The 14,258-nt window shown below is 53.3% G+C and carries 16 protein-coding genes; 2 read left to right on the top strand and 14 right to left on the bottom strand.

The window, feature by feature from the left end:
• Positions 1-87: 87 nt before the first annotated feature.
• A complete protein-coding gene (locus LOK74_RS05845; protein ID WP_230045643.1) occupies positions 88-627 on the bottom strand; it encodes a hypothetical protein in 540 nt (179 codons plus the stop codon).
• 241 nt (positions 628-868) lie between these two features.
• Between LOK74_RS05845 and LOK74_RS05840 the strand changes: the two genes are divergently transcribed.
• Positions 869-1,714: an alpha/beta hydrolase gene (locus LOK74_RS05840; protein WP_230045642.1), complete on the top strand. Its 846-nt coding sequence runs from the start codon at positions 869-871 to the stop codon at positions 1,712-1,714.
• 149 nt (positions 1,715-1,863) lie between these two features.
• Here LOK74_RS05840 and odhB read toward each other — a convergent pair whose 3' ends face one another.
• The 13 genes from odhB to LOK74_RS05775 form a co-directional block, all read right to left on the bottom strand.
• Positions 1,864-3,186, bottom strand: a complete 1,323-nt coding sequence (gene odhB / locus LOK74_RS05835) for a 2-oxoglutarate dehydrogenase complex dihydrolipoyllysine-residue succinyltransferase (protein WP_230045641.1) — start codon at positions 3,184-3,186, stop codon at positions 1,864-1,866.
• A complete protein-coding gene (locus tag LOK74_RS05830) occupies positions 3,173-6,109 on the bottom strand; it encodes a 2-oxoglutarate dehydrogenase E1 component (protein WP_230045640.1) in 2,937 nt (978 codons plus the stop codon). The genes odhB and LOK74_RS05830 overlap by 14 nt, the downstream gene beginning before the upstream one ends.
• A 183-nt stretch (positions 6,110-6,292) precedes the next feature.
• The gene (locus LOK74_RS05825; RefSeq protein ID WP_230045639.1) at positions 6,293-6,529 is read right to left on the bottom strand and encodes a spore coat associated protein CotJA; all 237 of its coding nucleotides are present in this window, start codon (positions 6,527-6,529) and stop codon (positions 6,293-6,295) included.
• 26 nt (positions 6,530-6,555) lie between these two features.
• Complete coding sequence (locus LOK74_RS05820) at positions 6,556-7,128, bottom strand: manganese catalase family protein (RefSeq protein ID WP_230045638.1); 573 nt, start codon at positions 7,126-7,128, stop codon at positions 6,556-6,558.
• A gap of 11 nt (positions 7,129-7,139) precedes the next feature.
• Positions 7,140-7,388, bottom strand: a complete 249-nt coding sequence (locus LOK74_RS05815) for a spore coat protein CotJB (RefSeq protein ID WP_230045637.1) — start codon at positions 7,386-7,388, stop codon at positions 7,140-7,142.
• A gap of 109 nt (positions 7,389-7,497) precedes the next feature.
• Entirely contained in the window at positions 7,498-8,754 is a 1,257-nt protein-coding gene (locus tag LOK74_RS05810) for an MDR family MFS transporter (RefSeq protein WP_230045636.1), read from the bottom strand.
• Entirely contained in the window at positions 8,747-9,673 is a 927-nt protein-coding gene (locus LOK74_RS05805) for an ArsR/SmtB family transcription factor (protein WP_230045635.1), read from the bottom strand. The genes LOK74_RS05810 and LOK74_RS05805 overlap by 8 nt, the downstream gene beginning before the upstream one ends.
• A 181-nt stretch (positions 9,674-9,854) precedes the next feature.
• Positions 9,855-10,124: a hypothetical protein gene (locus tag LOK74_RS05800; RefSeq protein ID WP_230045634.1), complete on the bottom strand. Its 270-nt coding sequence runs from the start codon at positions 10,122-10,124 to the stop codon at positions 9,855-9,857.
• 220 nt (positions 10,125-10,344) lie between these two features.
• Positions 10,345-11,154: a C39 family peptidase gene (locus LOK74_RS05795; protein ID WP_230045633.1), complete on the bottom strand. Its 810-nt coding sequence runs from the start codon at positions 11,152-11,154 to the stop codon at positions 10,345-10,347.
• Between the two features lie 72 nt (positions 11,155-11,226).
• Positions 11,227-11,571 carry a YolD-like family protein gene (locus LOK74_RS05790; protein WP_230045632.1) on the bottom strand — a complete coding sequence of 115 codons (345 nt, stop codon included), beginning with the start codon at positions 11,569-11,571 and terminating at the stop codon, positions 11,227-11,229.
• A complete protein-coding gene (locus LOK74_RS05785) occupies positions 11,561-12,004 on the bottom strand; it encodes a YhjD family protein (protein WP_230045631.1) in 444 nt (147 codons plus the stop codon). Before LOK74_RS05785 ends, LOK74_RS05790 begins: the two co-directional genes overlap by 11 nt.
• Positions 12,001-13,233: a DNA polymerase IV gene (locus tag LOK74_RS05780; protein ID WP_230045630.1), complete on the bottom strand. Its 1,233-nt coding sequence runs from the start codon at positions 13,231-13,233 to the stop codon at positions 12,001-12,003. The genes LOK74_RS05785 and LOK74_RS05780 overlap by 4 nt, the downstream gene beginning before the upstream one ends.
• A gap of 131 nt (positions 13,234-13,364) precedes the next feature.
• Complete coding sequence (locus LOK74_RS05775) at positions 13,365-14,012, bottom strand: helix-turn-helix transcriptional regulator (protein WP_230045629.1); 648 nt, start codon at positions 14,010-14,012, stop codon at positions 13,365-13,367.
• Here LOK74_RS05775 and LOK74_RS05770 point away from each other — a divergent pair.
• Positions 14,004-14,249, top strand: coding sequence for a VOC family protein (locus LOK74_RS05770; RefSeq protein ID WP_230045628.1), 246 nt, complete (start codon positions 14,004-14,006; stop codon positions 14,247-14,249). The two genes, LOK74_RS05775 and LOK74_RS05770, sit on opposite strands and share 9 nt — an antisense overlap.
• Positions 14,250-14,258 lie beyond the last annotated feature (9 nt).

Below are 14,258 nucleotides of genomic sequence, written 5' to 3'. Positions count from 1 at the left end.
CCCCTATAGGGAGCCGCCAAGATTTGTTCTGGATGATATGACCGTTGCGTTTTCCCTACACCATTACTGCAGCAACATTTGGCTTCATTAAGAAATGTAGATATTCTTTTCAGGATCATGATCTGTTTGAAGCGGCTCTCCCGGCGCCTGAACTGGGATTTGTGAGCTATACGTTTGCTGTTCCAACTGGTGGCTCAATGCCATCAGGTCAGCGTTTAACTGATGCAAATGTTCACTTACCTGAGCTTGCTTCCGATACGCTTGCAGGGTTTGACTGGCGTAAGCGTTCATTGTTTGCTGTTGGACTGCAGGGGCGTTCTCGAATTGAGGCTTGGTATCCCCTAGAGAAGACCTGTACAAGCTGGCAAGCTGTCCAGATGATTCTTCCAGCCACTCGTCCAGATTTTCAAGCTCCTGCCTGATCTGGGTAATCTGCTTTCGAATCGTTTCAATCTGTTGATGATTCATACTTGTATTTGGGTTGGCAAGCTTTTGTGTAACAGCTTGTACAGACTGAGCGATGTTTTGTACTTGATTGGGATCTGCCATGTTGCCGGACAATTGGTTAAAAGCCTGAGCCGATTGATCCAATCGAACGAGCAATTCATTCACTTGTTGGTTTGACATATGCTCCTCCCTTCCCCACCGTTATAGTTTTTATTATGAACCTTTGCAAGCATTCCTATCCGATTGAGCTTGCAACCTATCTCATGCAACGCTATGGCCGCACTCATAGCTCAGTCCCCTTCTCCTCGTTGAACTCATCAATTCTGTTTCAGGTGGGGGCTTCCATTCTTTGCATGGAAAACACGGGCTTGTGGAAGAGTAAAACAGCAACCATCTGTAATGGAAGGAGCAATTTACCCATATGCAACAAGCAACCTTTCAAATCGGTCCCCACAAAATGTTTGCTCGTATCGCCGGGAACGGGAATGAAGACGTCGTTTTTTTACATGGCATTCCAACAAATTCGCTGCTTTGGATGCAAATCATTCCTTCCTTATCCGCAAAATACCGGGTTATTGCACCAGACCTGCTGGGCTATGGCCAATCTGGAAGAGCAGCAGCCAAAGAGTTAGACCTTCCCAAACAAGCAAAATATGTCATTGGAATACTTGATCAATTGGGTGTTCAATCTGCACACATCGTCGGACACGATCTGGGAGGGGGAATCGCGCAGATTTTGGCCGTTCGTTATCCTGAAAGAGTAAAGAGCATGGTTGTAGTAGACGGGGTCTGCTTTAGCAACTGGCCGCTGCCTCCCGTTGTCGCTTTGCGATATCCTACCGCACCAGAGTTTGAGCCGACACCCCAGTTTATTGAACGAATGCTGCGAGTGGGTACTTATCACCAGGATCTGGTAACACCCCAATGGGTTGAAGCTTTTGTTTTTCCTTTCTCCCATCCGGGGGGTGCTGATGAATTACAACAGGCATCTCTGGCTCTTGAGCATCATCAAACGGAAGAACTTGTCCCCTATTTGCCAAGCATTCGGGTCCCGGTAACCTTAATGTGGGGGCAGCATGACCGTTTCCTTCCCGCATACTGGGGAGCCCGTCTGCAGGAGGTGATCCCACATTCGCATTTTCGAGTACTCCCCCAATGTGGTCACTACTCCATGATCGACAATCCGCTTTTATTCTCCCAGGAGCTGTTGCAGCATCTGCAAAGAAGCGCACCTGTTGTGGGACAAAACGTTTACGTCGGACAGTAAGAAAGTGATGCATGTTTATCCATGCATCACTTTCTTACTGTCATCAAAAAAACGCAGGCTGATTGGTAGTTCTAACCGGCTTGGCTACCTCAATACTCCTTGCGCCCCGTTATCGTTTCACAATTCTTCCCCTCCAATACGTGCTCGCTCTACCCTTCCAGCAGTAGATTTTCAGGATCTTCCAGCAGTTCTTTTACCTTAACGAGAAAGCTCACCGCTTCCTTTCCGTCCACGATGCGGTGATCGTAGGAGAGGGCTACGTACATCATCGGACGATTCTCCATCCTGTCTTTGTCAACAGCTACCGGGCGTGTTTGAATCTTGTGCATGCCCAGGATGCCGACCTGTGGGGTGTTCAGGATGGGCGTGGACAGCAGTGAGCCGAAGATCCCCCCGTTCGTGATCGAAAACGTTCCGTCCTGCAGGTCGGACAGACTGAGGGTATTGTCTCTGGCCTTTTCCGCAAGGGTGAGAATCTCCCGTTCAATCTCGGCAAAAGAGAGGCTGTCGCCGTTGCGGACAACGGGTACTACCAGCCCCTTGTCGGTGGAAACGGCAATTCCGATGTCGTAATATCGCTTGAGCAGGATCTCGTCGCCTTGAATCTCAGCGTTTAGCATGGGAAACGCCTTTAAAGCGCCAATCACTGCTTTGGTAAAAAAGGACATAAACCCGAGCCGTACACCGTGTTGTTTTGTGAATGCATCCTGACGACGGCGGCGGAGATCGAGAATCGCAGTCATGTCCACTTCATTGAAGGTCGTAAGCATCGCTGCCGTCCGCTGTGCTTCGACCAACCTTTTTGCGATCGTCTGTCTGCGCCTTGACATGCGGAGACGCTCCACAGGTTTGTCGGGGGCAATAGCTGGCTCGGATGCCTCGACATGCGTACGATCGTTGTCTGGCCGTGCTGCATGTTCAAGGCGAACGGTCTCAGTGCCCGCTGGTACATCCTGTGGTGATGGTATTGTTTTGGCCGAAGAGTGAGCCATGATATCCTCTACGGCGACCCTGCCCAAAGGATCCCGTGTTTGCACTTGTCCCAAGTCTATCCCCAGCTGTCTGGCCAGCTTTCTCGCGGCAGGGGTAGCAGTCGGCCTGTTGCGGGAATCTCGCTCACCAGGCTCGTCGCGACCAGGTTTTTCTTCCGTCTCCCGTTCATCCGCTGGTACTGCAGCGGACGACACAGCGGGTTGATCGGCGGATTGGTCAGCCCCCTCAGGCTGCTGTGACTCGGCACTTTCCTTTAGTATTGCAATGACCTGTCCTACTTCAACGTTGTCTCCCGCTTGGCTCAGGATCTTCTCTGCCACCCCGTCGTGCTCCGCGTTGATCTCTACGTTTACCTTGTCCGTTTCCAACTCAACCAGGAGTTGCCCCTGACTTACGCGATCGCCTTCTGATATGAACCACTGGGAGATGGTTCCTTCCGTAATGGATTCTGCAAGCTCCGGTACTTTAATTTCGATCACGGGTGTCGCCTCCTTCGTTGGGCAGTTTTGAACCGATGGGATGCAGGGCTTCCTGGAGAATACGGTTTTGTTCTATCTTGTGCAGATCCGGTTGACCCTCGGCTGGACTGGACCGCCGAGGGCGGCCGATATAGCGAACAGCCACCTGCTCAGGGGCGATGTTTCTCAGCCTCGGTTCCAAATACGTCCAGGCACCCATGTTGCGCGGCTCTTCCTGTACCCAGACGATTTCCCTTAATCGTTTGCAGCGGCCCACCACTGTCTTTATTTCTTCCTCTGGAAAGGGGTACAGCTGTTCTACGCGCATCAGATGCAGCCCGTAGGGAAGCGCCCCGCGATTTCGTCTGGACTCTAGCTCCTCCTCAAGATCAATCGCGATTTTGCCGCTGCACAGAACCAGCCGCTCAGCCTGGTCTGCTTGCTCCTTCGGCTTCGACTGTTCGATTACGGCAGCAAATGTTCCTTCGCTCAAAGCTGAACCGGGGGAAGCGACACGCTGGTTGCGCAGCAAACTTTTCGGCGTCATGATGATGAGCGGGCGAGCCTCATGTTTCCCTACAATCGCCGCCTGCCTGCGCAAAATATGGAAGTATTGCGCTGCGCTCGACATGTTGGCCACTATCCAGTTGTTTTCCGCAGCCAACTGCAGGAACCGTTCCGGACGGGCGTTGGAATGCTCGGGTCCCTGTCCTTCATATCCGTGGGGCAGAAGCAGGACAAGATTCGATTTTTGCCCCCATTTGGCCCTGCCCGCGGCAAGGAAGGTGTCGATCATGACCTGCGCGGCATTGACGAAATCACCGTATTGTGCTTCCCATAGAACCAGTGTATTTTGCGCGAACACGTCATATCCATATTCAAAGCCCAAAACGGACGCTTCCGACAACGGACTGTTGTAAATGGCAAACGACGCCCGCGCCTGGGGAAGGACTTGCAAAGGGGCAAACCGTTCTCCGGTCTTGCTGTCATGCAGAATCAGATGGCGCTGGGCAAAAGTGCCTCGTTCCGTATCCTGGCCGGTGATGCGAATCGGTGTTCCGTCGGCCAGGATACTGGCAAAAGCAAGCGTCTCCGCCAAAGCCCAGTCCACTTTCCCCCCTTCCTCCAACGCTTCCGCCCGACGCTTTAAAACGCGCTCCAGTTTGGGATTGATCGTAAACCCCTCCGGCCATTTCAGCAAATGTTGATTGATCTCACGGAGAACATCAAGTGAAACGGCCGTGTGTACGTCAGGCAGCCCATAGACGACCTCATCCGGGGGCAACGGGCGTTCCGCTGCATGCACCATCCCGTCTTGATCAGACTCCCGTCCGGTCTCCAACTGCTTCTTCAGCTCTTCATACTCCCTATGCAGACGGTCTTGTACCATTTTTTCCATCTCTTCGACTTGTGCCGAAGTGATTAACCCTTCCGATTGCAATCTCTGGTCATACTGACGGCGGACTCCTGGGTGGGTGCCAACCTTGGCATATAGCTGAGGCTGTGTGACCGCCGGGTCATCCATCTCATTGTGTCCGAGCCGTCGGTAACCGATTAAGTCGATTAGAAAATCCTTGTGGAATCGCTTGCGGTATTCGATGGCAAGACGAGCGGCCTGCAGGCACGCCTCCGGATCATCGGCATTGACGTGAACAATCGGGATTTCGAAACCTTTTGCTAGATCGCTGGCGTAAATGGTGGAGCGGGAATCCCCGCTGTCCGTAGTGAATCCCAGCTGATTGTTGGCGATGATGTGAATGGTGCCCCCCGTATGATAGCCGCGAAGCCGGCTTAGATTAAAGGTCTCCGCCACTATCCCTTCGCCGGGAAATGCGGCATCGCCGTGGATTAACACGGCGAACGCCCGTGTCACGTCTTGTTTGGGCAGGCCGGCCGACTGTCGTTGCTCCTGAGCGGCGCGCGTAAATCCCACCACGACGGGGTTGACAAACTCCAGGTGGCTGGGATTATTCGCCAAGGTGATCCGCGCACGGATCGCATCCGTCTTTTCGATCTGCCGATCCGCCCCCGGGTGATATTTCACATCACCGGTCCAGCCGTAATTGATCCCCATTGACCCTTCGGATGGCACCAGTTCTTTATTCGGCGTTTGCAGAAATTCGGAGAAAATGGTTTTGTACGGTTTCCCCAGCACGTGGGCCAAAACGTTTAGCCGGCCGCGATGAGCCATCCCGATCAGGATGTTGGATGCCCCGCCATCTACCCCCTGGCGAATCAACTCATCAAGCATGGGTACCAACATATCCAGTCCCTCGATAGAAAACCGCTTTTGCCCTACAAAAGTGCGGTGGAGAAACCGTTCAAAGCCTTCCACCTCTGTGAGCCGTTTCAGCAGCGCCACACGTTGTTCCGTTGATGGCCTACGAATCACTTCTCCCGATTCCACCATCCTGTACAACCAGTTTCGCTCTTCGACGTTGTAGACGTGAGAGAATTGAAAAGCCAACGTATCGGTGTATACGCCCCGCAGGTAACGGACCGCATCCTTTGCCGTACGAACATGGCGCGGCGCGTCCGGCCAAATATACTCAGCTGAAATGGCCTCCAGATCATGTTCGCTGAGCTGGTATTCGTCCGGATCCAAGAGGGCGATGCGAACATCTTCTTTTTCCGAAAACGTATTGATCTTGGCGGCCAAATGGCCATATGTACGAATATTCTGCACCAGCTTTTCAGTCTCTACCGCTTTTTTTAGAAGAGAGATCTGATCTGTCAACCGAGGCGAGACGCTACTATACTCGGCAGACATGCCTTCGCCAAGAGATAGTGGCGGAGGCCCCCACTGATCAAACAGCTCCCTCAGCGACTCTTCAATGGAGTAGGGGTTATTGGCGTACTGCTCGTATTTTTCAACAATATAGCCAAGATTGGTACCGTAAAATTTCTGCCACGGTAATTCTCTCCCATTGTTTTGATCGTCCATTGAGCACACCCCCGGCCGTTTTCAGGTATAATGTGTCCCTTTTGGCAGTATATGAAACAGAAATCCTATAGTTAAAAATTCCCTGATCGCCGCTGGATGGCCCCTCGTTTTGGAACAAAAAACCAGCACCTCTTTTTCAAAGGTACTGGTCCTATTTCTCGCTCATCATATCGCTGCCTACCCTCAACAATCATACTCGTACGGATTCACATACGGATCGTACAGCCAGCGAAACAACGTTCCTGTCCTCAGCGCCTCCGGCAACGGAAACTGGTCGATATACGGGTCCGGCGGGTATGGCTTCACCGGCGGCAGATTGACCGGCGGGTAGCCGCGCCGCACCTCCGGCGGCCAATGGCGGCCTCTTCTGCCAAGCGCGCGATTCTCCTCCGGACTACCTCCCTTGTAGGAATTGCCCATCTCGCCACTCCTTCCTTAAAAGAACTTTAAAAGAACTTTCGCGTATTGTAATGCTCCTCCACAATGTAGAGAGCCTCACGGAAACGCTGGGAGTGCACCACTTCACGCTCGCGCAGGTATTTCAGCACGTCGATCACATCAGGATCATCCGTCAGGTTGATCAACCACTGGTAGGTGGCTCGCGCTTTCTCCTCGGCGGCAATATCTTCAGCGAGATCCGCAATCGGATCCCCCTTAGCCTGGATGTATGAAGCGGTCCAGGGGTTGCCGTTGGCATCTGTATAGAACAAGGCCTTGTCGTGATCGGCGTAATGAGCACCCAACCCGGCTGCTCGCATCTGCTCTGGTGTGGCGTCTTTCACCAGTTTATACACGAGTGTGGCAATCACCTCGAGGTGGCCCAGTTCTTCGGTACCAATATCGGTCAGGAGTGCCTTGGCCCGTTCGTTTGGCATCGTGTAACGCTGGTTGAGATAACGAAGGGCAGCCGATAATTCGCCGTCGGGCCCGCCGTACTGCGTAATTAGAAACTTAGCCATTTGCAGGTCTGGCTTGCTGACGCGGACGGGTATTTCCAGCTTTTTCTCATAAATCCACATACCGTTTCACCTCAGTATTCGATTTCCCATGGCCAGGGCGTACTCGTCCACACCCATCTGTTCGGTGATCCGGAAAAGCCGTACTGCATCAGCGGTCCGTACTGCATTTCAAACCGGTGCTTCAATCGGTGCAACTCTTCAGACAGAACATTGTATTGGTGGACAGCTCGCTGGTCAGCCGGGTTCATGTCCAGATAAAGCTGCAGTTCCACCAGGCCGAACTGCACTTCCTGCAATTTGCATAGGGTATCGTGATCCATCCATTTCCCCTCCTGGTCGTCATTACGCTATAGCCTATGCAAGTAGGCAGATGACCGTCCCTGATCTTGCTGCCCATTTTTTTCGCGTGCTTGCATCCACCAGATCGCCTTATGCCAGATTGGTTGTAGAGACAGGTGGTTTGACTGCACCAGCCTGCTTCTTCCTCATCTCATACAGCTTTCGTCCTCTGGCAAAGCAGAGCAGGCTAGCCAGGGAAATCAAGGCCAGGACGAGAAACATCGTCGTACCGCCAAACGCTGACAGCAACATGCCGCCCAACCAGGGGCCGAGGAAGTTGCCCAATTCGCTAAATCCTTGTGCACCATAGTATGTGCCGCGCATGCCGGGCGGTGTGATTTGATCGATTTGGGCGTATTCGGCTGGGACCAGCAAAATTTCTCCCAGCGTAAATACAAACATCGCCACAATAAAAGAGATCCACCCTTGTGCAAAGGCAAAAACCACTGCTCCAGCGGAAAGCAGCAGACTGCCCATCACCATTCTGCGAAATAACGAAAAACGTTCTGACCAGCGTGTCAGCCATACCTGGATCAGCAGGACGGTCAAACCGTTCACACTCATCAGCAAACCAAACAGTTTCACGCCATCGACAAAGTCTTTTTGCAAGTACTGGGAGAGCGGTACGGACACTTCACCATGCACCGTCATCAGCATCACTCCCCCTAAGACGAACATCAATAGGGCTCCGTCATTGCGGACAACGCTCCAGACATGTGCGACGGAAAGGGGTTCATCATCTGCTGTCGACTCTGCCGACTCTCTTCCCGACAGATAACGGCTAAACAGCAGCGGCAGCACCAGAGCATACAGCAAAAAAATAGCTGCCGTGAGGAAAAACGTCAAAGCGCTTCCGCTAATCCCAAGAAAAGCACCGACAACCGGGCCGATGGAATAGCCCAGGTTTATCGCCAGATAGCGATTGGAAAAGACGCGAAATCGCTTCTCCTCTGGTGTCAGATCGCCCATCAATGCTTTGGAAATGGTCGCAAAGAACGAAGCGGCCAACCCTCTGACGATGCTTAGCAGCAACAGCATAATCGTGCTTCGGGCGTACACAAAGCCGCCAAAAACGATGAACAGCACCAGGAGCGAGAGAATCATCAGTCGTTTACGGCCAAAAAAGTCAGACAGCGTGCCGCCGACAAAGCCGCCAATCGTTCCAGCGAGTGGTCCTGCCCCAATAATCAGACCGATCAGCGCATAGTCCAACTCTGTCTGTTCCGCGAGATAAATCGCTAAAAACGGCATACTCATCGAGCTGGTCAAGCTGATGAAAACCGTTCCCGCCAACAAAACCTGGACGATCGGATGATAAGCACTCAGATACTGCCGGATCTTACTCACCAGTACTCACCTGCCTGTTGACCAGTCGCCGAAGACCTGCGTATACCGTCTCCACAAATTGTTCACGCAAACTGTAGTAGGCGGGAGTGGTATCACCTACGTAGTGACTGCGGATCATCCCTGCCCGACGAAGCGATGTGATATGGTGGTGAACCGTGCTTTTGGCCAATCCAACCTGCTGATGGATCTCGATCAGGGTACGTGGCTTTTCAGCCAAAAAATGAAGAATCCGCAATCGTTTCTCATCGGCAAGGCACTGTGCCAGTGGCAGCAATTCGCCCACCGGGTCATGAAGCGGCTCTGGGCTGATCGGGTATAGGCAAGTCGCCATCCCGCGAAAGAAATCGAGAATGGTAGAAGGCGCACAGTGATATTGGGGAATCAGAATCACCTGACGAAGCTCAGCTACTGGTTCGATCCGCATGCCATCGGTTAGCTGCTCCACCAGGTCGATTGGCTGTTGCTCCTGTACCAATGCAGTGGTCCTGACAGCCTCCTGCTCCAAGCGGCTCAGCAGCTCGGCAGGCAGGTGGCGGAAGTAATGCTGGTTCCATTCTGACAGCAGATACAGACTGCGATCGCGAATGTCTCCCAGATCTAAAGGAATCGAACGGACCCACGGCACCAGCCTCTCGTAAATCTCCCCCGGCGGAAGCTGCTCCAGCCAGGCAAGGAATCCTTCCACACTCTGCTTGTGGGGACATTGGGAGATGAGCAGAACCATCCGGTGAAGAACCTCCCAGCGCTCATCCTCCAGTTGGCGAGCATATGCAGCGGGAAGTCTTCGCCTCGTCTCTTCCTTCCAGGCGGTTCCCAAATCGGTCCACTTGATGTTTCGGTGATAGCTGTACACGTAAAAGCTGACTAACAGTTCGTAAGCGGGTGAGCATTCGACCTTAATAGAATATTTCGTATTCATTCGATCACCATCGAATATAAATTTTGTTTGATCATATTCTAATGGTGAAGATCATAACTTGTCAACGTAAAATCTATTGTCATCTCGCACTGAGACCTTAGGGGAAACAGCAATCGCCGGAAATAAAAAAAGCTCTTCCCCACACGTGGCAGGAAGAAGAGCTCGCTTCGCTTCTGTATGATTATTTCTCTTTTGTCTTGCTTACGACATGATGACCAATGGACAACCCTTTGGCTTTTAACTCGTCAGCACTCATGATGCAGAACGTCTCGTCTTTGCACGGCATCGGCATCAATCCTCCCAACGGGCTCATCATCTTACCATTGGTTTCGGTTTCGATGACAACGTACAAACCTTTGTTCTCCAACTGCTCAAGAAACTCAGTCCATCGTTTGGGCGTCATCACTCCCGCGTGTTTGGTGAAGATTTTGCCCATTTCTTGTGCTAACATGTAGAGTCCCCTTTTCACACGATGCAATGTGGCTGCAAGATTTCTTCGTCTATCCTACGCGATGGCTCCCTTCCCACGCAAAAGTCATTTCGCGATGCATTTGGCTAAAATCAGCTGATTTTTTTGGTTTTGGAAGATCATATTCCATTTACCGCATCGCCCTTCCTTTTTTGACTTTATGCTTGCTCACTTGCCACTTGCATTTCAACTTCTCACGTCACTATCGGTAGGTAAGCGCCTGCTTTCCCAGCGCTTCCCAGCTCTTTATCATCGCTCCACGCTCTACCGGCTGATTCTTCCCTCCCCGAAGCGGGTCGTTGACGTATACATAGGTCGGGTCATAGCCGACGATCAAGACGGCATGTTCGTCAAACGGAGCGACGATCTTTTTCCCGTCCTTGTACCAACTTTCCCACTCTGTGGGCAGTCTGAAATCGCCAGTCGTCCAGACGACGACAGGTCTTCCTTTTCGCACGCTTTGCAACACGCGATCAAACGACTGCCCGGTCAAGTTGACCGTCCGTTCTCCCATATAGTGACGCAGCAGTTTCTCCAGCGGTTTGTGGTATACGGCAAAACCTTTCCGTTTTCCGGTCATATCACCGACAAACCCCTGATTAGGGTCGCCCCACTGGCGAATGTCTCCTTTCTGCTGCACGAGCGGTTCCTCGTCTTTGGACACCTGACTGGCAAGCGTCATCTTGTCAACATCATAGCCTGCGTATCTGAGGAGCATGGTCAAACTGGTTATCTCACACCCGTACTTCAATTCCGGGTTTTGTTTGATCAGCGGCACGTCAAGCATGCGACGATCAGGTACTTTCTCCTGCTGACTCACCTGTCGCTGTGGTGAAGCCGACTTGATCGGTTCTGCCACCTGCACCGGGCTCTCTGGGCTCTGCGTGAGCTGTGTGGTAATCGGCTGCCGTTCTGCTGCAGGAGGCTGCGAAGCAGAACATCCCACCACCGTCAAGATGCACAGAAACGTGACGGTGACGATCCCGCGTTTTGGCGAGAACACTCTTCTCACGATGCGTACTCCTTTTTACTCACATCCTCCCCTAATCTATCTGCCGCTATGTGTCTGGAACCTGGGAAGTTTTCACCCACCACCCCCAACATCAAGCAGGTGATCGACAGAAATCCACTCCGTTCCTTGATCTGTTCTCAGCTTGATCCGCCGTGTCACCTGTTCCATGTGGAGAATCACTCCCCGCACTTGCCGCGGCCCACGCCGATCGTAACAGGTGACCTCCACTTCCTGCTTCTCTTGAAATGCCTGCCACAGTCGACTGGCAAGTTCTGCCCGCTGGTGTTCATCTAGTTGCGGAGGAACGTAAAAGACCTGCTCCTGCTTCATCTGGAGATAGATCTCCCGGTGCTCCGGCAGAACAAACCGGCTGGCCGCAAACAAATTCTCCTTTTTGGACACCGCCTTACGCCCCATTCCGCTCTCCTCCTCGTTCCATCAGCCAGATGCGAATCCGCTCTTCGCATTCGGCTCTGATCCATTCGACCGAGTACACCGCTTCCTGTTGATAACCCCCGATGATCAATTGGATCCGGTAGACCTGATCAAGCCGCTCGCTGTTCAACAAGAAGCAGCCTTGCTCGCGCAAGCGGCGTCGCAGCTGATAATGGCGCCGTTCCGCCCAATGGGACAGTTCCTCAAGCGGTGCCTGGTACGACAGCTTGAGCGCCCTCGCCTGCAGCACCGTCAAATCGACCATGACCGCCTTGAATAAAACGCCAAAGATGACACACTCCTGCAGCGTCTCCCGCCAACCGTCCGGCTGCATCCGGGATACGCTGCCCTGTTGGCCGCCGTTCTCCTCTCGTCTGCCTTCTCCATCCAGTCCCAGCAGCCTGCGCTTGTTCATTTGTAGTGGCCTCCGATCTTGCGCGCCCGCTCGCGTGCCTGCCCGGAGTCAAGCAGTGAGATGGCCCGCAGCACGGCAGCATTTCCATAACGGGCGCGAATGCCGTCGATCGCAGCAGCCAGCGCCCGCTGCCGCTGTTTGTCTTCAAACAGGCTGAGCTGATACGTATCATCCTCGATGAGTTGACTGAGGTTGACCCCAATGCTTCGGACCGGTGTGTGCCGCCAGTGCCGCTCAAACAAATGGCCCACCGCCTGAAACAACGTCATTGCGTCATGCGTTGGCTCGAACAGCTTCATCTGCCGCCAAAAGCCGGTGGCTGTATCAAAGTCGGCCCCACGGCAGCCAACAGAGACGACCGATCCCATCAAGTTCTTGCTGCGCGCCCGCCGACACACTTCTTCGCACAGCTCCAGCAGGATCACTTTGATATCAGCCGCCGTGTGGTAATCACGCGGCAGCGTCATATGGTGGCCGATCCCTTTTTGCAGTTCGTGCGTTCGAGGAGAAACCGGCGAATCGTCAAGCCCGTGAGCGGTTCGCCACAGGATCTCTCCGTTGACGCCCCAACGGCGGGTCAGGACGGCAGGAGAAAGCTTAGCCACTTGTCCGATCGTATACACGCCAATCCGGTGGAAATGCCGCTTCATCCGGGAACCGACTCCAAACAACTTCTCCACCGGCAGCGGCCAAAGCGTCTCAGCCAGATCCGAGCGCTTCAGCCAGAACACTCCCTGTGACTGCTTCTTAGCGAAGTTGTCGCAGGCCATTTTCGCCAACACTTTGTTTTCGCCAATCCCAATCCGGCAGACAATCCCCGTCTCCAGCCGGACTCGCTCCCGAATCTGTTCGGCAATCGTCAGCGGATCGCCAAACAGTGCCGCACTGCCGGTCACATCGAGAAACTGCTCATCGATCGAATACGGCTCTACCAGGTCTGTGAAGGACTCAAAAATGCGGGTGATCTGCAGCGATACGCGAATGTACGTCTCCATTCGCGGCTTGACCACGACCAACTGACGACATTTCTGCTGTGCCTGCCAGAGGGCTTCTGCGGTGGTCACGCCATATGCCTTGGCAAGCGGGCAGGCGGCCAACACGACACCGCTGCGCCGTTCGGGATCACCAGCAACAACGATCGGTTTGTCGCGAATCGTCGGGTCAGCCGCCTTTTCCACACTGGCGAAAAAGCTTTGCATGTCGGCAAGAAAGATGATTCGGCTTTTCATGATGCCACCCCCTCATAATAGGAACACCTGTTCTTATTGTATGCTCATTATAAGGGGAATATACGTTCGATCTCAACTGGTAAAAAAATCATCTTGCAGACGCAGCGATCCCATCAGACACCTGCTGTGGATTACCCTTCCGGATCATAGCGGGCGATCATATGGCGGGCTTGCTCATAGATTTTATGCCGCAGGGAAGATGGCTCCAGCACCAGCGCCTGCCCTCCCCAACTGAGAATCCAGGAGAGTACTTCATCCTCATCGCGTACGCGCAGCGTCACCTCCAGTCCCTGCTCCGTCTCTTTCTCGGTTTCCCAAAAAAACGGGCGCGATTCCCGAACGTAAGCGGCCATCGCGGCAGGAAACTGTACGCGAACGATCAGATTGCGGTTTTGCTCCGGCTGATACTGCTGAATGGAAAACTCCTCCGGACGGCGGAACCTCTCCGGCAGTACATCCAGACGGCGAATGCGATCGAGCCGAAACTGTCTTACGCCTTTTCTCAGGTGGCAGTAGCCGATCAAGTACAAGGCCCCGTGTACGTTGACCATGCCGTAGGGGTCAACCCGACGCGGCTCGATAGGCGGAATGCGATCCAGCCGCTGCCGCTTCTGATAGTGAAGTTCCAGTCGGGAGCTCTCCAATACCGCCCTCCTGATCATTTGCAGCTGCTCCTCCTGCTGCTTGTTCTGCTGCTTGCGATGATAGCTCGGATCAAGCGCGAGAAAGCGCATACTGTCTCTCAGGTGCTGTACCCGCTGGCGCAGCGAATGCGGCAAAATGGCCTCAATCTTCTTACTGGCTGCCTGCGCGGTTTGCTATGGGGAGTGAGGCCAGAAGCAAACGAAAAGGTAGAAATCAGCTTTGAGGTAGAGGCAATCGAGTCTGTTTATGCCAGATGGCAGGAAAAAGGAGTTGCGCTGAGCACAGAACTGATCGATTTTCCATTGGGTCGAAAGTTTATGGCGCGAGACCCTGAAGGGCAAACGTTAGTTGTCTATGAGGTAAAGAAGTGAGGGAGGTTG

It is taken from the genome of Brevibacillus humidisoli, from assembly GCF_020923435.1.
Taxonomy (GTDB): Bacteria; Bacillota; Bacilli; order Brevibacillales; family Brevibacillaceae; genus Brevibacillus_E; species Brevibacillus_E humidisoli.
The sequence above is the reverse complement of the archived record's forward strand: the minus strand, read 5'-3'. Positions and strand labels throughout refer to the sequence as shown.